Genomic DNA, 17,994 nt, shown 5'->3' on the forward strand with positions numbered 1-17,994 from the left:
CAGGATTAGTAATATTGCGAGAGATAAACGATGATCAAACAAAGGACATTAAAACGTATTGTTCAGGCGACAGGTGTCGGTTTACATACCGGTAAAAAAGTCACATTAACAATGCGTCCCGCGCCGGCTAACACCGGGGTCATCTATCGTCGTACTGACTTGAATCCTCCGGTAGATTTCCCGGCTGATGCCAAATCCGTGCGTGATACTATGCTCTGCACTTGTCTGGTAAATGAACAAAATGTGCGAATCTCAACTGTTGAGCATCTGAATGCGGCACTGGCAGGTTTGGGTATCGATAATATTGTTATTGATGTTGACGCGCCAGAAATTCCGATTATGGATGGTAGCGCAAGCCCGTTTGTCTTCCTGTTATTGGATGCAGGCATTGAAGAGCTGAACGTTGCGAAAAAATTCGTGCGTATGAAAGATACAGTTCGCGTGGAAGAGGGTGATAAATGGGCTGAACTGGCACCATATCACGGTTTTAGTCTGGATTTCACCATTGACTTTAAACATCCGGCGATTGATTCCAGCACTCAGCGTTATAGTCTGGATTTTTCAGCAGATTCTTTTGTTCGCCAGATTAGTCGTGCGCGTACTTTTGGATTTATGCGTGACATTGAGTACCTGCAATCTCAGGGCTTATGCTTAGGTGGCAGCTTTGATTGTGCGATCGTGGTAGATGATTACCGCGTACTCAATGAAGATGGCCTGCGCTTTGAAGATGAGTTTGTCCGACATAAAATGTTGGATGCCATCGGTGACCTGTTTATGTGTGGTTATAACATTATTGGCGCATTTACTGCGTTTAAATCAGGTCATGCTCTGAATAATAAACTGTTACAGGCAGTTTTGGCGCAGGAAAGTGCTTGGGAGTTTGTCACATTTGAAGATGAAGCTGAAATGCCACTGGCTTTCCGCGCACCATCAACAGTGTTGGCATATTAATACAGTCGATTATTAAGACAGTAGATTATTAATACAGCTGTTATTGATAATCTATGTATTGAGAATATTCTTATGATTCATCAGTGGGTTATGTTATCTATTACGCTCCTCTCGCTGATGTTTTTTATTCAGCGCTAACGTTTCATCTTGGCTGTACTGGTACTCTCTCCGGCCAGCGCAGCCAATCGCTCCAACCTTCTTTTCAATTTTTCCGGGCTACGTTCGGCCAATGCTATTAATGTTTCTGCACTTTCATGGCTTAATTGGCGAGTTGGCAAGCTCTGGCTATCATTATTAAGTTTTCTTTCTGATATTTTTTCGACACTCTGTTCATTATTATGACTTTTAACCATTAATGATGGGTTAATCCTGATGTCGATAGAAGATAAAGATGGTAGAATTTCACTTCTTAATGCGGAGAGTAAAACGGGAATTTCATAGTAAAGTCTGGTTTTCCAGCTGGCATTACCTGTTTCCAGCACCAGAATATGTTTACGATAATTTGCGACCCGGCACCAAGGGCGTACTTGTCCCGGAAGCAGGCTAAGAACAGCCCGGTTGAGTTTCAGTAATGCAATGGCATGTCGTTGAATAGCCTGAAGCGGGCTTTTTCCGGCAGCTGCCGCATTTTCTGGCTGACTTTCAAACAATAACAAGTCCAGTGATTGTGGGCGGCTATCTCGCATAATAAAGGCGGTTCCAGTATTTATTAATGAAGGTTTCATGAGTATTCTAAATCTTTGGCGACAATTTGGCAGGCGTTATTTTTGGCCTCACCTTTTACTGAGCATGGTTGCTACAGGAATTGGTGTGCCTCCCGTTCTGGCCGGAGCCGCAGAAAGCCTGCCACATACAAATACCTCATCTGCCCAGAGAAACCAAAATCGGGCACTTTCATCATTTGAACATCTGTTTCAGTTACAAAACGCTCAGCGCCAGCCCTCTAATTATTTAAATTATTGGCAACAACATGCTGTTCGTAATGTTATTCGGCAACTTTCTTTTGCTTTTTCTATTTCTGAGCCTGTCAGATATGAAGAAGCAAAAGAAAGTATCCGAGTTGCAGTACCTTTTATGCAACAGATCATGCTGGATACACTACATGCCATGCTAATACAGGCGCCGACCCGATTTGAATCTGCGGTTGGTGCTGAGACTGTGGCAGCAATTTCTCCGGATGTCCATACACCGGCACTTTGGGTTGCTCAAATTCAGGGAATTCGTGCCGGGCCTGCGGTTAACCATCAATCTTTATTGTAATGTGTCTGTCTGATTTCTGATAATAAGACAGTAACTAAATTCGAGTCATATATCCCAATCGACTGCAAGTTGCCTGGCAGCAATTTGAATAATAATGGGTATAAAAGACACAATTGATTGGCTGTAATTGTGGCCTCATTTGAGATGTATTAACTATGTTGATTAAATTACTTACTAAGATTTTTGGTAGCCGTAACGATCGTACCCTGCGTCGTTTGCGTAAATCGGTTGATGTGATTAACCGTATGGAACCTGATTTTGAAAAGCTGTCTGATGAAGAATTAAAAGCCAAAACAGAGCAATTCCGTGCCCGCCTTAAAGAGGGCGAATCACTGGAAAAAATTCTGCCAGAAGCCTTTGCTACAGTACGTGAAGCCAGTAAACGTGTGTTTGGTATGCGTCACTTCGATGTGCAGTTACTGGGTGGGATGGTACTTAATGAGCGTTGTATTGCAGAAATGCGTACAGGTGAAGGTAAAACTCTGACTGCAACATTGCCCGCCTATTTGAACGCACTGAGTGGACGCGGTGTTCATGTTGTTACTGTGAATGACTATCTGGCACAGCGTGATGCTGAAAACAATCGCCCGTTGTTTGAATTTTTGGGACTGAGCGTTGGTATCAACTTACCAAACATGCCAGCTCCCGCAAAACGTGCTGCTTACGCCGCAGATATTACTTATGGTACCAATAACGAATACGGTTTCGATTACCTGCGTGACAACATGGCATTCAGCCCGGAAGAGCGGGTGCAACGCAAACTGCATTACGCTCTGGTGGATGAAGTTGACTCCATTCTGATCGATGAAGCTCGTACTCCACTGATTATTTCTGGTCCGGCAGAAGACAGCTCTGAGCTTTATATCAAAGTAGATAAACTGATCCCTCAATTAATCCGACAGGAACAAGAAGATTCAGACACTTTTCAGGGCGAAGGGCATTTCTCCGTTGATGAAAAAACACGCCAGGTTAACCTGACCGAACGTGGTCTGGTGCTGATTGAAGAACTGTTGGTGAATGCTAAAGTGATGGATGAAGGTGAATCGCTTTATTCTCCATCCAATATTATGCTGATGCACCATGTAACCGCAGCATTGCGGGCACATGTCTTGTTTACCCGTGATGTTGACTATATTGTTAAAGATGGTGAAGTCATTATTGTTGATGAACACACCGGACGTACCATGCAGGGGCGTCGCTGGTCTGATGGTTTGCATCAGGCAGTGGAAGCCAAAGAGCACGTTGAGATCCAGAACGAAAACCAGACACTGGCCTCTATCACATTCCAGAACTACTTCCGCCTGTATGAAAAACTGGCAGGTATGACAGGTACGGCTGACACTGAAGCCTTTGAATTCAGTTCTATTTATAAACTGGATACCATTGTTGTTCCGACTAACCGTCCGATGATCCGTCAGGATTTACCTGATCTGGTTTACATGACGGAAGCGGAAAAAATTGATGCGATCATTGAAGATATTAAAGAGCGCGTTAATAACAACCAGCCAGTATTAGTGGGAACTATCTCGATTGAAAAATCAGAAGTGATTTCAAATGCACTGACCAAAGCGGATATTGTGCATAATGTTCTGAATGCGAAATTCCACGCAATGGAAGCCGACATCATTGCACAGGCAGGTCAGGCTGGTACTGTTACTATAGCAACCAACATGGCTGGACGCGGTACGGATATCGTACTGGGGGGAAGCTGGCAGGCAGAAATTGCTAAGCTGGAAGAGCCGACAGAAGAGCAAATCGAACAAATTAAAGCGTCATGGCAGGAACGTCATGATGCAGTACTGGCAGCAGGTGGTTTACATATTATTGGTACAGAGCGTCACGAATCACGCCGTATCGATAACCAGCTGCGTGGTCGTGCTGGTCGTCAGGGGGATGCGGGTTCTTCACGCTTCTACCTCTCAATGGAAGATTCACTGATGCGTATTTTTGCTTCAGAGCGTGTAACAGGAATGATGCGCAAATTGGGGATGCAGCCGGGCGAAGCGATTGAACACCCATGGGTCACTAAAGCTATTGCCAATGCACAGCGTAAAGTTGAAAGCCGCAACTTCGATATCCGTAAACAATTGCTGGAATATGATGATGTTGCTAATGATCAGCGCCGTGCGATTTATGCACAACGTAACGACCTGCTTGATGTGAGCGATGTCAGCGAAACTATCTCTAGCATCCGTGAAGATGTCTTCAAAGTAACTATTGATGCTTATATCCCGCCACAATCTCTGGAAGAAATGTGGGATATTCCGGGCTTGGAAGAGCGTTTGGTCAATGATTTTGATCTGTCTTTACCAATTAAAGAGTGGCTGGATAAAGAGCCAGAACTCCATGAAGAAACATTGCGAGAGCGTATTCTTGAAAAGGCGATAGAAGTTTATAAACAGAAAGAAGAAATCGTCGGTGAAGAAATGATGCGTAACTTTGAAAAAGGCATCATGCTGCAAACGCTGGATACATTGTGGAAGGAGCATCTGGCGGCAATGGATTATCTGCGTCAGGGCATTCACTTGCGTGGTTATGCGCAGAAAGATCCAAAGCAGGAATATAAGCGTGAATCTTTCGCTATGTTTGCCAATATGCTGGAATCACTGAAATATGAAGTTATCAGCACATTGGGCAAAGTTCAGGTCAGAATGCCGGAAGAAGTGGAAGCTCTTGAACAGCAGCGCCGTGCAGAAGCGGAGCGTCTGGCAAGCCAGCAGCACTTAAGCCATGAGGTTGAGCAAGGGGCTTTGATGTCAGAAGCCGAAGCACAAATGGCAAGCGGTTCCCGTAAAGTTGGACGTAACGATCCTTGCCCATGTGGCTCAGGCAAAAAATATAAGCATTGCCACGGTCGTTTATAATTAAAGTCAGCGATAAACAGCCAGAGATAATTTATCTCTGGCTGTCAGCAGTCTGAAGCGGTGCCATTGTCACCGCTTCAATCAGGGCAGAACTTATTATTTCTTATCGGCTGCGATACGATTACGAACGTGTCCAGCACGTTCCTTTGACGGTGGGTGTGAATCAAACATACTGGTTTCACCACTGCCTAGTTTAGCCAGTTTTTCAAAGCTGGTTGCTAAGCCTTCAGTTTTGATATTGCGTTTTTTCAGCAGTTCATAAGAGAAGTCATCAGCCTGACTTTCCTGATGTTGTGAAAACTGCGAGTTGAGCAGCTTTTGCCCCAGATCTGCAAGTTGAGAATCGCTCAACTGTGCTGCGACACCACCGGCTGATGCTGCTGCGGTACGCGCAGCAACGGCTGCATAGGCAACCTGCATTGCTTTACGCGAGTGGCCCAATGCAACGTGCCCCATTTCATGGCCCAGAACACCTTCGACTTCATTATCATTCATCATATTCATCAGGCCGCTGTATACGCGTACACAACCATTAGCCATTGCCCATGCGTTAACATCATCAGTCAGATAAACCTTGTAGTTAACAGGAGTACCATTAATTTCGTGTCCTAATGCTTTGGCAATTTTGTTCAGACGCTTAGTGTATTGGCTGGATGCGGGGGCAATTTTATTCTGTGCATCCATATCTCTACATGATTGGTCAGAGAGTTGTTTGACATCAGAATCATTTAGCGTTGCGGCTTTGAATAATTGCATCCCAGAGCTGGCCAGCATTCCATGATCAAGATTCTGACAACCCGCCAGCATTACAGCCGAAACAGCTACCGCAACAAGAGCTTTCATTTTCATAACGTTGTTTTTTCCTTTGTAATACACGTAGCCCTAATATTTTTAGGGTATAAAAAGATGATGCATTTTGCTAAAAATAGTAATACGAATAAACTCTAATAATAGTGATTATGTGAATTTGATAACGTTTTAAGCAAAATAATCAAACCATAAGAAGAGTAATTTAGTTTAAATTAACTTAACAAATATAGCACAGTATGCGTTACCCTTTTGCCGTAAATGATCGTCGGTTAGAAAAAATAATGCTGATAGCCAGAATGGAACGTCGATTACGATGGCCCTCTCTAACAGTGGCAATAAGGTCGCTGTGTTAGCTTATATCGGTTACTTTTCTTGGAAATTTATTCTGGTGATGAGATAAATAATAACCATTGAAAAATGAAATAAACATTCATTCAATGTGAAGTGAATTTAAAATAAATAATATTTCGTGAGTTATATTCTCTGATGTAAGTAATAGTTTATTTTATTCATCGTCTTACTCGGCGATACTGCTGGATAAACATTAAATTATAGGCGGTTTTCTTTTTTATTGGTTGTGTAAGAATCGGAATAGAAAATTACTCTAACATTGCATGCTAAATAAGCTCAGACTGAACTGTCAGGGCTAAGTATTGTGGGCAGGAAAAATCGCTAAATCAGTCGGCTGGCAGCTGTTGATAGAATAGGCATGGAACGAGCAATTGTATGGTCAATCTGAAACAGATATCATCATGCTTTCATCGGCAAAAAATGCACAGTTCATGCAGGCAACGAACTGCTCCATAATCCGATTATCGCAATCTCATGTGTGTAGCATGGTGAAAGACGTTAGTCATTGGTTGACACTGGAGAAATATCAAAAAGTTAAAATCGAACATATGGATATACTTTCAAATTTTTTTATAAATTAAGCTATAAAGATGGATTGATAGTTATTTCTAGTTCAGGTTTAATTGATTTAGTATTCAAGAGAATAACAATTTTGATTATCTCTTTTGTTGAAAATAATAAAATTTAGGATATTCAGTTAAAATGTGCTTTATATCAAATTTGTTCCAAAAAAGATCATTAACACCTGCACAAGCAAGGCTAGAAATAAATCTCGCTTACCCAAATGACCAAGTGAAAAGAGTACAGCTCAAGCTACCTTTAGCATTAGAGGTAGATAAAAAATTTGAGTTATTTGCTTCGGATAGGCACAAATATGTTTTAAATCCACCTATCGCACTGGCAGAAATTGAGAAATGGCAAAAAAGAACAGGGGCACAATTACCAGAAGACTTTATTTTGTTTCTGACTCAAATAGGAAACGGAGGAGCAGGGCCATATTATGGTATTGCTCGTTTTGAAGATAGTGAAAGTCGTTATGACCAAACCGCCGCATTACCTTCTATTTTATCACCAACCATGAGTGACCAAGAATGGCAGGTTATGAGCCAAATTGATGATGATTGCTCTGATGAAGAATTTGACGAAAGAGATCATCTTATCCATCAAGGGGTGTTTTATTTGGGCACTTGTGGTTGTGAATATGATTTATTGTTGGTGATTACCGGTAAATATGCAGGGCGAATTTTATATACCCACCATTGGTGTGATTCAGATAAGCCGTACTTTTTTTCTTATGAAAAAAGTTTTCTCGATTGGTATGAACGCTGGTTGGATGAGGTGATCCAAGAATATAATACTAGCTGGTTTGGCCATAATATGGGCGGTAGTGAAGAGACCTTGTTGGTGTCTTACCAAAATATGCAGACAGATGAAGAACGAATTCAGGTGATAAAAAGTTTTTATAAATTACCAATATTATCTGAACAAGGTGCGGATATACTCGAAGGAATAGTAGAACAGGGGCATAATGATGTTTACCCATATGTATTAAAAATACTAGCGCAATTTGCGCCAGAGAGAACGACTTGTTACCTATTGGATGACCTGAAAAACAACAATAATAATATCGTCAGTCAGGCTGCTAAAATTGTTTTCTTTCAGCATAAAACTAACTTAAAACTGTTCCAACAACAGCTAATTGAGACATTAGCAAAGAGCACCGATAGAGATACAGTACGCTTCATTGGCTATATATTAAAAGAGTTAAATGTGGTTAATGTTTGAACAATTTATACATTTATTTAGCTGTGCTGATAAAGAGTTGGTATCAACTGCGATTTATGCAGCTTCCTATGATCCATTATTGAATCAGAAAATGACGTTATTTTTTGAATTTATGGTTTCGGATGATGAGAAAGTGGCGTTAGTAGCTATTCAAACGTTAGCAAAGACGCAACAGTATTATGAAGAGGTGATCCCATATTTAGAGCAGGCGTGGCTTAAATACCCAACAGATAAAAATGAATATATCCGCAGTAATATTACATCTTACTTGCTTGATATAGATTCGCCAGTCCAATTTAATCAGAATTAAATTAGGGTTTAGTAAGATAATAGGGGGGGGTAAATCCCTCCTTATTGGTCACATATTCAATTTGCTCCTCCTCGTGCATACACCTCCCTTTTAAGGAAATCAAGTGGCGATGGTAGAAGTGAAATGTTGATTTTGTCAATAAACTGAGTTGGTGAGAAAACAGGATATAGGTCAAAGTGAATGTCAGTGTTATCTTTGTCTGCCCTATAATAAATAATGCTGGCAGCCGTGACACCGCCCGGTCACTGCATATTAATACCATCGTTCGCGTTTTAAAAAACTGTCCCCACGGTGTGTAACCTCATTACCACTGGAACAGGTTGAAATTCAGCTCATCGAGAAATTATCGCGTCTTAACGTCACGTTTTGGTGTACCGATCATTTCAAGGCTTACAATGTATTGCCCATAGGTAAATCCCTCATTGGAAAAATCTTCACACAGCGTATTGAACGTGAAAATCTCACCTTCTGAAACCGAATTAACAGACTGAATTGTAAAATATTGAGTTATTCAAAATCCATAGAAATGCATGACAAAGTCATCGGGACTTTTATCGAAAGAGAATATTATATTTAAGATAAATCAACAAATTGAATTTGTGACCGATTTTAGAATTACATTACTTAATAGTTTAATAACAATATTTATTGCAGCGTAATTCAATAAAATAATGTGAAATTATACGACCATTTTTAATTAATATTTAGAAAGGCATTGACTGGAATCATCAATTTAATAGTTCAATAAATTTAGAGTATTTAAAGTGAACTTTTGCATTTATCATACAACTGATTTTTAGTTCGAATTTATTTTATTGCCTGCAAATCAGAACGCAAATTCATGCGCATGATTTTAGGTAATCCGCTTTAATTATATGAGGAGACTATATGCAAGCAGCAGGAATTCAGGCGATTGCCGTATATTTGCCTGATGAGGTGCGTACAAATGATTGGTGGTGTGAAGATATACCTCAAGAGCAGTCAATAACAGTAGCGGGATCACGTGATGTATCCGGTCGTCGTAAAATTAACCCCTATGATGCCGCGATGGAACGTTATCTGGACGATCCTTTTTTCGGTAGTGTCGAGCGCCGAATAGCAGCAACTAACGAAGGAAGTGTGGAGCTCGGCGTTAAAGCCGCACATCGTGTACTGGGTGCTGCGGGTGTTTCTTCGGCAGAGGTAGATTGTCTGATTTCAGTGTCAATGTTTCCGGATCGGATTGGTTCAGGTGATGCCGGGTATCTTGCTCAGCTAATTGGAACTGGCGGCGGTGCTTTTAACATAGAAGCAACCTGTGGTGGTTCCATGACAGCATTATTGACAGCCTGTGCCTGGGTGCAAGCAGGGTTAAAAGAACGAGTTTTAGTCATAACTACATCCAGACTATCGCGGGCGATCGAACCTGACGATGTCACCCTGCGTTTATGCGGAGATGCTTCGGCAGCATTTTTGGTCGGGCCGGTTGAAAATGGTTTTGGTCTACTGGGAGCGGAATCTTTGCACACAGGAAAAACCTGTGGCACCTGGTTGCTTGATGCAGTTGAGGATACCTCTGGAACAACCCCCCTCAGGCAAAAAATCCGTTTGCGTGTAGATCCCTCTATCTCCCACGTATTACGGGCCACAGCTGAAGAGTATCTCGTACAGACAACAAAGGGTGCTCTGGCAAAAGCCGGGCTTGAATTGAAAGATATTGACTTTGTCGTTGTGAATACTCCGACAGCCTGGCACGCAGAGTTTTCGGCCGATGCATTAGGAGTAGAACTTAACCGTGTGGTAAATACTTTCCCACAGGTTGCTAATATCGGGCCGGTGTTGATGCCATTCAATGCATATACAGCCGCTGCTGCCGGTGACATTAAACCCGGAGATACCGTACTTCTGTACGGGTTTGGTGGTCAGGCAGAAGCTTCAGCAGCCATACTCCGCTGGCCTGACGTTATTCTGGCCCCTTCATGCAAAAAGATGAGCCTGCTATAAACCCACTGTGAACATTTTTAATCCATTACATTAATTACTGACTGATAGAGAAAGTTATTATGACTAATACCTTGACTAAAATCCGGGCTTTTATTATCGACGATATCCTAAAAGGAAATGACCTTGATATTACTGATGATCTGAATTTAGGCGAATCAGGGATACTTTCATCCTTGGCAATGATGCGTCTGGTTTCATTCATTGAAGATGAGTTTAATATTATCGTTGGTGTCAGTGATCCAAGAATACGTTTTACGACTATTCGTGAAATATCATGCTATGTAGTTGAAAAATTATCGGATAATAGTTCATCAGAAGCAGACAAGCAATGATAGCGACAGTATTAAAGGAACAAACTGGATCTTCAGTCGATCTGGCTAAGTACTTAGATGATTCTGTCTTACTATATCCCGAAGCTTGTGCAGTCATTGGTTCTGACGATTCAACAATGAGTTATAAGCAGCTTTCTGATGCTGCGGATCAAGTTGCGACTTTTCTTTACCAAAAAGACGTTGTGATGGGTGATCGTGTTGGTATTTTTATGCACAAGAAACCACAAACCCTTGCTGCCATTTTTGGTGTACTCCGTTTAGGTGCTGTCTACGTACCCGCCGATGTGAATAGCTCCGCTTTGCGGGCATTCGCTGTATTTGATAATTGTCAAGTTCGTTGCATTCTGACTGATCCCGAGTCCGCCGCATACCTGATACAAGTTGCCCCTGACTTTCAATCTCAGATCATTGTGATACAGGAAGTTGGAGAAAAAACAAGCGGGGAATTACAGGTACGGGATATTTTATCTATAGAAAAACGATCCACGGAAAAAAGTGAAAAAGAGCTTAATTATCCGCGCGGTACACCTGATGCGGATCATCCTGCCTACATACTGTACACATCGGGTTCTTCTGGTATCCCGAAAGGTGTAGTCATAAGCCATCGTAACTCAGTTAGTTTCGTTGAATGGGCTTCAGATTTCTTCCGGGTGACGGCAAAAGATCAAATATCCAGTCACGCCCCATTTCATTTTGACCTGTCAATTTTCGACATTTATGTCTCTGTGAAGAATGGAGCCTGCATTCATCTGATTGATACTGATCTTGCCGCAAGCCCACGCCATCTGGCTTCATTTATTGCCCGCAGAGAAATTACCATCTGGTATTCTGCTCCTGCAATTTTGGGAATTTTGGCTGAGCAGTGTCAAAAAGGTCATATCCCTAACCAGTTACGTCTCGTACTATTTGCAGGAGAGGTTTTCCCAATTACCAAATTACGTAAGTTGATGCAGTTGTGGCCTGAAGCCGATTATTTCAACTTGTATGGTCCCACAGAAACTAATGTATGTACTGTCTACCAAGTACCTGTCCCTATTCCGGAAAATCGTCTGGAGCCATTATCCATTGGCAGTCCTTGTACTCATTGTGAAACGATTGTTGTCAATGAACATCTTCAGCCTGTGCCGGAAGGTGAATCAGGTCAGTTATGTGTTTCAGGAGATGCTGTTTCTTCTGGTTATTGGAATGATCAGGAGAAAACCGCCCAGAGTATCTTTAACCTTAACGGCAAATATTGGTACAACACGGGAGATGTAGTTCGTTCCTCACCAGAAGGTTACATTTTCATGGGACGTCGCGATCGCATGATCAAGCGCCATGGATACCGGATGGAACTGGATGAGATTGAGTCATGCCTGATAACTCACCCTAAACTCTCTGACAGTGCAGTTATCAGTACAGAGATAGATGGAGAAGTGGTAATTACTGCTTTTCTGGTGTCTTATGATCCCCAGCTATCATTGACAGAGCTGAGTCAGTATTGTCATAAACGGCTTGCACGATACATGCTCCCTGACTATTTCAGTTACCTGCCTGAACTTCCACGTACTTCTACGGGTAAAACTAACTATCAATTTCTGAAACAACAATTTTTGGAGCAACGAAACCATGATAAATCAACTGGATGAAAAACGGTTATTATTGCGTGATAAAGCCGAACGTTTTGCTCATGAGCAATTGAAGACAGATATCTCAGCCTCTGATCGTAACGGGACGTTTTTCCAGAAAGGTTGGCAAAAATGCGCAGATTTCGGGTTACTTAAAATGTCCATACCGGAAGAATATGGTGGTGAAGGGGCCTCATTATCTGATCTTCTGTCTATCATGGAAGGTCTGGGATACGGTTGCGAAGATATGGGACTATTGTTTTCACTCAACGCTCATCTGTGGACAGTGACGATGCAACTTGCTATCCACGGTACGCCGGCCCAACGTTCTCGTTTCTTGCCTGGTCTATTAAATGGATCGTTAATCGGTGCTAATGGCTCGACAGAAGATGAAGCAGGTTCCGACGTTTTCTCCATGCGCACTCACGCAGTAAGAAGTGGTGATTGTTATATTCTTAATGGAGTGAAAACTTATATCACAAATGCTCCTATTGCTGACCTTTATGTTATCTATGCCACAATTGATCCCACACTCGGCCCTCTGGGTATCACCGCCTTTCTTGTCGAATCATCCACACCAGGTATAGAGGTCAGTCAGCCGCTGGAAAAAATGGGGTTACGTACCGCACAAATGGGGCGGGTTATACTCAAGGATTGCCGTATCCCCGCGGATGCCATATTAGGGCGGGAAGGACGGGGTATTAAGATCTTTGAAAGTGCCATGGAGTATGAGCGTGGATGTATTCTCGCGACAGCCTTGGGAGCAATGCGCCGCAGCCTTGACGGATGCATCACCCATGCACGCACACGGAAACAGTTTGGTCAGCCCATCGGGAAAAATCAGGCTATATCGCATCGTATCGCAGACATGAAGGTTAATCTGGATGCTGCACGTGAACTCGTCTATCGGGTGGGACGCTTAAAAGACGCAGGGAAAGATGCCACGATGGAAGCGGCTTGTGCAAAATTGTTCGTGTCTGAAACGTACACACAGTTATCAATGGATGCATTACGGATCTACGGAGCAAAGGGTTATCTTGCTGACAGTCATGCCGAAAGAGAATTACGCAACTCCATTGCATCCGTCATTTATTCAGGGACATCAGATATTCAGCGTAATATCATCGCCAATGAACTTGGCTTATAACTTTCATAACGACAATGTTCAGAGAAAGTATTTTTTGAGATGTTGTCGTTAGAATGAAATTGGACAAAAATTTCTTAATCATTAAAGCCAATATAGAAATAAAATTCTGGAATAACATTATTTAATAGTTTAATAACAATATTTATTGCAGCGCAATCTAATAAAATCATGTGAAATTACACGCCAAATTTTAATTGGTGTTTAGAGGGGGCGGAATTATCAATTAAATAGCGAGGCTAAAGGAACGCATTTTGGTCGCCATCTTAATGAAGGAGAATATATGGCTGAAAGAATAAAGTTTAACCCACGTTCTAAAAAATTCCAGAATAATCCCTATGATATTTATAGACAATTAAGGATAAATGAACCCGTCAGCAAAGTCGGTGGTCATTGGCTGATAACAAAGCACAATGACATAAAAAATTTATTGCTTAATAAAAATATTCAAGCAATAGGTGCATTTCATACTTATGAAAAATATATCCGCGACAGACAAAGTTCATTACCTGAAAATGTCCGGAGTATGCTGAATAATGTCCTTCTTCTTCAGGAAGGAGAATCTCACCGGATGCATAAAAAAGTAATGATGCCTCTTGTGACTGGAATATATATGAAGGAGCTGGAAACCATTATTGAGCAGGAGGTGAATATTATTCTGAATAATATTGCCGGCCGGAATAATATTGAAATAATGAGTGATATAGCGACTAAATTCTGGCAGAAAATATTTTCACATTGGTTGAATCTTAATGATGATCAACTGGATTTTTTCGTTGAAGCTCAGAAGAAAGTACGTCCTTTGCTTGAAGCGCCAGGCATACTCTCTTTTGAAGATTTTAATGACGGGATTGAATTCCTGCATCGTGCCTCAGTATTGTGTGATGCAATGCTGGATGAAGGGCAGCAGCTAAAAAATTCTCTTTTTTACAGGGCACTTTTAAGCGGCTATGGAAATAATCACGATGAAGTTAAGAGAAATATTTTTGCGGATATCATTAATATTCTTGTTGCCACCAGTGAAACCAACGAATCGCTGACAGGCAGTTTTTTTCTGGAGCTGGCCTGTGATAACGGGTTACAAAACCGACTTCGTCGAGAACCGCAAAAAATTAAGTTGGCTATAAACGAAACCATGCGTTTGCACTCACCAGTACAGATCACCAGAAGAATGGCGACCCATTCCTGCCGGGTTGGTGACAGTGAGATTGCAGCAGGTGACATCCTTCTGCTTTGTCTGGGCTCTGCAAACCGGGATGAGGATGCTTTTTTTAATGCTGACAGATTTGATATAGACCGCAGTAATGTAACCAGACACATTGGTTTCAGTACCGGGCTACACAACTGTCTTGGGCAACAATTGGCCATCAGGCAAATGGATATCCTGTGTCACGCTTTTTTGCAGCGGTTTCCCTCTTTTACTGTCAGTTCACCAGTGGTGTGGCAGACCGAAAACTTGGTTCTGAGAAGTCTCAAAACATTAAACATTAAGTTTGAACAGACTTTAATTATTTAATAAATAAAGGAGATAACGTAGTGGGTTTTAATCTGCGGGTTTACTACAGTGATACAGATGCTGAGGGTGTTGTATATCATGGGGCATATGTTAACTTTTATGACCGCGCCAGAACTGAGTTTTTTCGCTCACTCGGCATTGAATCCGGAAATTTAGCTGACAGAAACTGTGTCTTTGCTGTCAGGAAAATCGGCCTCGAATATCTTTCTCCGTCTTTCCTTGATGATTTACTTCACATAAAAACAGTGATAACTGGAATGGGAAAAACACGCCTGAAGATAGAGCAGTCCATCAGTAACCGTTGTGGAGAAGTCATTAACCAGTGTGAGGTTGTATTGTTTTTTGTTGATCTTCAGAAAAAGAAAATAACTGCAATACCATCTGATATTTTTGACAGGTTAATTCAGTCTGAAAAAAAGTGATTAATTAAGGGTGTAATTATTGATCCATAATTAAATAGTCACTTTTAGTAACCACTTAACGGTGGTTGCTGTTCTGTTTCTTCTCAACCCTTTGTTATTTAAAATTTAAAATGTCACTCTGTTCTCCAAAATAGAAATTACTTTTTACTTCTGAAGAAGGGTAGGGAGAACTCTTACCTTCGAGTGAATTGGATTTCTGAAATCAAATGAAGGAAGCGTCCCTACACCAATATCAATTCCTTACTCTCTCGCTTTTTCTAAGAATGGACCATAAGCAGCACCCAGTGCACCATCAATGTGGAACCAGTAGCCATTTCGAGGACTTTTGACAACTTTGCCATTTTCCAGTGTAATTTGAAGGGTTCTATCCTTAAGACCGTGCTTTTCAAGTATGGGAAGCAGCAAATCAATTGCGCCGCTGACATCATCAAGTGCACCCTTAAAGGTTGCGCCATAGTTGAAATTTACCACTATAGGGAAACCACGTGACGCAAAAAACTCTACTAATAAGCTCAGTGCATATAAATTTCCTTCGGTGCTTCCCATTGACAAGACATAGCCCCAATAGCCCTCTCCCGGTGTGGTGCTATCTCGGTCAGGAGCATTCCAAAGTTTAGCAAAATAATCTAATACCGCGCATTCAAAAACCTTTGAGTTAAGCCTAAAATCACCAGCCACAAACGGATCACCAACACTGTTTAACTGAATATACCAATCACCATTGAATACACGACTCCTTCTCCTTGAAATCCCGAAATTCCCCCATACACTTAAATTGAAACAAAACAGTTCGTATCGATTTGTATCAGTACTGTTCAATATGTTGGGTGGCTTTACCAAAATGGCATCGTAGTTCCAACAATTGAGGAGATGTAAGGATGTCAATCCGAACATTGCATCGGTACCCACTACTTATCAGTGTACTTTTAGCATTAACAGGCCTTACGGTAGTAGGTCAGATTTACATTCCGATTCCGATCCTTACGGAGATAACCCAGCATTTTAACAACAATAAAAACATGGCTGGGTGGGTGAGCAGCGCTTTCAGCATCGGTTATTCGGCAGGTTTTTTATTGTCAGGCCCACTTTCAGACCGCTTTGGTCGTAGATTGGTCATGCTAACCGGCTTTATCTTTTTTCTGTTATTCACCGTTCTGGTTGGATTTTGCTCTAGTTTTAGCCAGTTATTGACACTCCGGGTATTACAGGGACTTGCCGCTTCTTGTTATCCGCCCATTATACTGGCATACCTGAATGAGAACCTGTCTTCTACGCTGAAATCGAGAGCAATATCGTTTATGTCGTTGGGTTTTTTAACAGCGAGCATTGTTGCCCAGCTTTATGCTATAAAATTCAGTCATTATGGTTTTAATACTATCGAGCTTGTGCTGGTCCCTATTTATTTTGGATCAATTATTTTGATTTATTTTGTTGTTCACAGGGATAAGGAAAACAATCAAGTAGAAGAGAATCACAAAACAACACTGTTTGATATTTATAGGAAAATACCGGGAATATTGTTTGAGAAAAACTTAAAGTGGTTGTATCTCAGTACACTATGCACGTTATCAGCTTTAGTTGCTTTTTATATCATGATGGACGAAAGTTACAGCGAAAAATTTGCCATAATGGGTATAGAACCTTTCACTACGAGGCTGATTGTTTTACCCGTGATGTTTCTTTCTCTGCTTGCACCCTGGATAATACAAAAAATAGGTGCGATATCGCTTGTCCGGTGGAGCTTTTTAATTGCAGCAGTAGGATTAATATTGTCCTCGGTCACTGTTTATTTTGGGAGCGTCTGGGGATTACTTTTCTCCAGTGTTATTTTTATTGGTGGACGTGCATTCAGTGTCCCTTCTCTGGTTGGCGTAATTGCTGTTCTGGCAGAACAACAATATAGAGGAACAGCCATATCACTCTATACATTTGTACTATTTGTTGGAGCAAGTATAGGACCACTTATTGCTCACCTACTACTGATGCTGAATTATTCTATATCTTTACTTGTTCTTGCATTTATTGCAGGGTTACCTGCTTTATTGACATTATTTATTAGGGAGTGTTGATGTTTTGTATTCATCATTTATTCGACCTACATGGGGAACCAGATAATGGTAAGTGGCAGTGCCAGCACTGCGTAAAAAATAATCTTTTTTGGGGTAAGCATGAGGTAATTATCTTATCACACTGGCGCAATCGATCAGCGTTGCGTATCGATCATTCAAAGCCGCCATCGCCGTTCTATGTACTGAATCTGCATCAATTATTGAACCATCAATATATTTCAGATCTCGACTGGCACAGGCATCAGTACAGACAAAATTTTCATAGCCTAACTCTAATGCTTTAATGGTTGTTGCAGTGACACACATATGACTCATAAAACCCGCCAGTATTAACTGGTTACGGTGAGTTAATGATAACAATTCATTCAATGGTGTATTGTAAAATGAATCAGGTAATGATTTGGTGATAATATATTCCTCACTACTAAATAGCTTTTCAAAATGGTAGGCGAATCAAAGAAACTCAGTCCTATTTTTGCGAACTTTTTAACCGCAAAACCAAAAAAACACAAAAAGGAAGGACTGAGTTATGGCCATCGTACCACCAATTCCGCGCAATGAGCGGCGTCAAATGAGAAAAATTGTCCAAA

The 17,994-nt window shown here is 41.4% G+C and carries 16 protein-coding genes and 1 pseudogene; 13 read left to right on the forward strand and 4 right to left on the reverse strand.

Annotation, left to right across the window (positions count from 1 at the left end; all coding sequences use genetic code 11):
- The first annotated feature begins 30 nt into the window (after nucleotides 1–30).
- Nucleotides 31–951: a UDP-3-O-acyl-N-acetylglucosamine deacetylase gene (gene lpxC, locus AACS90_RS10705; RefSeq protein ID WP_099109904.1), complete on the forward strand. Its 921-nt coding sequence runs from the start codon at nucleotides 31–33 to the stop codon at nucleotides 949–951.
- A gap of 134 nt (nucleotides 952–1,085) precedes the next feature.
- On the opposite strand, the gene AACS90_RS10710 is transcribed toward lpxC, so the two are convergent.
- Nucleotides 1,086–1,637 carry a DUF721 domain-containing protein gene (locus AACS90_RS10710; protein ID WP_099122675.1) on the reverse strand — a complete coding sequence of 184 codons (552 nt, stop codon included), beginning with the start codon at nucleotides 1,635–1,637 and terminating at the stop codon, nucleotides 1,086–1,088.
- Nucleotides 1,638–1,674: 37 nt separating this feature from the next.
- Here AACS90_RS10710 and secM point away from each other — a divergent pair, with 37 nt between their 5' ends.
- Nucleotides 1,675–2,211 (forward strand): secA translation cis-regulator SecM, encoded by a 537-nt coding sequence (gene secM, locus AACS90_RS10715; RefSeq protein WP_099122659.1) that lies wholly within the window; start codon nucleotides 1,675–1,677, stop codon nucleotides 2,209–2,211.
- 155 nt (nucleotides 2,212–2,366) lie between these two features.
- Nucleotides 2,367–5,075: a preprotein translocase subunit SecA gene (secA, locus tag AACS90_RS10720; protein WP_099122660.1), complete on the forward strand. Its 2,709-nt coding sequence runs from the start codon at nucleotides 2,367–2,369 to the stop codon at nucleotides 5,073–5,075.
- A 96-nt stretch (nucleotides 5,076–5,171) separates the two neighbouring features.
- Here the strand turns inward: secA and AACS90_RS10725 are convergent, their stop codons facing one another.
- Entirely contained in the window at nucleotides 5,172–5,924 is a 753-nt protein-coding gene (locus AACS90_RS10725; protein WP_099122661.1) for a M48 family metalloprotease, read from the reverse strand.
- A 1,014-nt stretch (nucleotides 5,925–6,938) separates the two neighbouring features.
- Between AACS90_RS10725 and AACS90_RS10730 the strand changes: the two genes are divergently transcribed.
- The 9 genes and pseudogenes from AACS90_RS10730 (at nucleotide 6,939) to AACS90_RS10770 (ending at nucleotide 15,335) form a co-directional block, all read left to right on the forward strand.
- On the forward strand, nucleotides 6,939–8,021 hold the full coding sequence (locus AACS90_RS10730; protein ID WP_099122662.1) for an SMI1/KNR4 family protein: 1,083 nt from the start codon (nucleotides 6,939–6,941) through the stop codon (nucleotides 8,019–8,021).
- On the forward strand, nucleotides 8,014–8,331 hold the full coding sequence (locus tag AACS90_RS10735; RefSeq protein WP_099122663.1) for a hypothetical protein: 318 nt from the start codon (nucleotides 8,014–8,016) through the stop codon (nucleotides 8,329–8,331). The genes AACS90_RS10730 and AACS90_RS10735 overlap by 8 nt, the downstream gene beginning before the upstream one ends.
- Nucleotides 8,332–8,540: 209 nt before the next feature.
- A pseudogene (locus AACS90_RS10740) lies at nucleotides 8,541–8,908 on the forward strand (IS1 family transposase); the annotation flags it as partial.
- A 311-nt stretch (nucleotides 8,909–9,219) separates the two neighbouring features.
- Nucleotides 9,220–10,314, forward strand: a complete 1,095-nt coding sequence (locus tag AACS90_RS10745; RefSeq protein WP_099122664.1) for a 3-oxoacyl-ACP synthase III family protein — start codon at nucleotides 9,220–9,222, stop codon at nucleotides 10,312–10,314.
- A gap of 59 nt (nucleotides 10,315–10,373) precedes the next feature.
- The gene (locus AACS90_RS10750; RefSeq protein WP_099122665.1) at nucleotides 10,374–10,646 is read left to right on the forward strand and encodes an acyl carrier protein; all 273 of its coding nucleotides are present in this window, start codon (nucleotides 10,374–10,376) and stop codon (nucleotides 10,644–10,646) included.
- Nucleotides 10,643–12,274 carry an amino acid adenylation domain-containing protein gene (locus tag AACS90_RS10755; RefSeq protein ID WP_099122666.1) on the forward strand — a complete coding sequence of 544 codons (1,632 nt, stop codon included), beginning with the start codon at nucleotides 10,643–10,645 and terminating at the stop codon, nucleotides 12,272–12,274. The genes AACS90_RS10750 and AACS90_RS10755 overlap by 4 nt, the downstream gene beginning before the upstream one ends.
- Nucleotides 12,255–13,400, forward strand: coding sequence for an acyl-CoA dehydrogenase family protein (locus AACS90_RS10760; RefSeq protein ID WP_099122667.1), 1,146 nt, complete (start codon nucleotides 12,255–12,257; stop codon nucleotides 13,398–13,400). The genes AACS90_RS10755 and AACS90_RS10760 overlap by 20 nt, the downstream gene beginning before the upstream one ends.
- A 280-nt stretch (nucleotides 13,401–13,680) precedes the next feature.
- Complete coding sequence (locus AACS90_RS10765) at nucleotides 13,681–14,913, forward strand: cytochrome P450 (protein ID WP_099122668.1); 1,233 nt, start codon at nucleotides 13,681–13,683, stop codon at nucleotides 14,911–14,913.
- Between the two features lie 20 nt (nucleotides 14,914–14,933).
- On the forward strand, nucleotides 14,934–15,335 hold the full coding sequence (locus AACS90_RS10770; protein ID WP_099122669.1) for a YbgC/FadM family acyl-CoA thioesterase: 402 nt from the start codon (nucleotides 14,934–14,936) through the stop codon (nucleotides 15,333–15,335).
- 240 nt (nucleotides 15,336–15,575) lie between these two features.
- Here AACS90_RS10770 and AACS90_RS10775 read toward each other — a convergent pair whose 3' ends face one another.
- The gene (locus tag AACS90_RS10775) at nucleotides 15,576–16,013 is read right to left on the reverse strand and encodes a hypothetical protein (protein WP_099122670.1); all 438 of its coding nucleotides are present in this window, start codon (nucleotides 16,011–16,013) and stop codon (nucleotides 15,576–15,578) included.
- 200 nt (nucleotides 16,014–16,213) lie between these two features.
- On the opposite strand from AACS90_RS10775, the gene AACS90_RS10780 reads away from it, so the two are divergent.
- Nucleotides 16,214–17,404: an MFS transporter gene (locus AACS90_RS10780; protein ID WP_099122671.1), complete on the forward strand. Its 1,191-nt coding sequence runs from the start codon at nucleotides 16,214–16,216 to the stop codon at nucleotides 17,402–17,404.
- 108 nt (nucleotides 17,405–17,512) lie between these two features.
- On the opposite strand, the gene AACS90_RS10785 is transcribed toward AACS90_RS10780, so the two are convergent.
- Nucleotides 17,513–17,815, reverse strand: coding sequence for an isochorismatase family protein (locus AACS90_RS10785; RefSeq protein WP_371635546.1), 303 nt, complete (start codon nucleotides 17,813–17,815; stop codon nucleotides 17,513–17,515).
- Nucleotides 17,816–17,994 lie beyond the last annotated feature (179 nt).

The sequence above is a fragment of the Xenorhabdus sp. KK7.4 genome (assembly GCF_963876465.1).
Classification (GTDB): Bacteria; Pseudomonadota; Gammaproteobacteria; order Enterobacterales; family Enterobacteriaceae; genus Xenorhabdus; species Xenorhabdus stockiae.

Excerpts from the sequence above, each read along its gene's own strand:
- lpxC (WP_099109904.1), top strand. The coding sequence starts at position 31 with ATGATCAAACAAAGGACATTAAAACGTATTGTTCAGGCGACAGGTGTC.
- AACS90_RS10710 (WP_099122675.1), bottom strand. The coding sequence starts at position 1,637 with ATGCGAGATAGCCGCCCACAATCACTGGACTTGTTATTGTTTGAAAGT.
- secM (WP_099122659.1), top strand. The coding sequence starts at position 1,675 with ATGAGTATTCTAAATCTTTGGCGACAATTTGGCAGGCGTTATTTTTGG.
- secA (WP_099122660.1), top strand. The coding sequence starts at position 2,367 with ATGTTGATTAAATTACTTACTAAGATTTTTGGTAGCCGTAACGATCGT.
- AACS90_RS10725 (WP_099122661.1), bottom strand. The coding sequence starts at position 5,924 with ATGAAAATGAAAGCTCTTGTTGCGGTAGCTGTTTCGGCTGTAATGCTG.
- AACS90_RS10730 (WP_099122662.1), top strand. The coding sequence starts at position 6,939 with ATGTGCTTTATATCAAATTTGTTCCAAAAAAGATCATTAACACCTGCA.
- AACS90_RS10735 (WP_099122663.1), top strand. The coding sequence starts at position 8,014 with ATGTTTGAACAATTTATACATTTATTTAGCTGTGCTGATAAAGAGTTG.
- AACS90_RS10745 (WP_099122664.1), top strand. The coding sequence starts at position 9,220 with ATGCAAGCAGCAGGAATTCAGGCGATTGCCGTATATTTGCCTGATGAG.
- AACS90_RS10750 (WP_099122665.1), top strand. The coding sequence starts at position 10,374 with ATGACTAATACCTTGACTAAAATCCGGGCTTTTATTATCGACGATATC.
- AACS90_RS10755 (WP_099122666.1), top strand. The coding sequence starts at position 10,643 with ATGATAGCGACAGTATTAAAGGAACAAACTGGATCTTCAGTCGATCTG.
- AACS90_RS10760 (WP_099122667.1), top strand. The coding sequence starts at position 12,255 with ATGATAAATCAACTGGATGAAAAACGGTTATTATTGCGTGATAAAGCC.
- AACS90_RS10765 (WP_099122668.1), top strand. The coding sequence starts at position 13,681 with ATGGCTGAAAGAATAAAGTTTAACCCACGTTCTAAAAAATTCCAGAAT.
- AACS90_RS10780 (WP_099122671.1), top strand. The coding sequence starts at position 16,214 with ATGTCAATCCGAACATTGCATCGGTACCCACTACTTATCAGTGTACTT.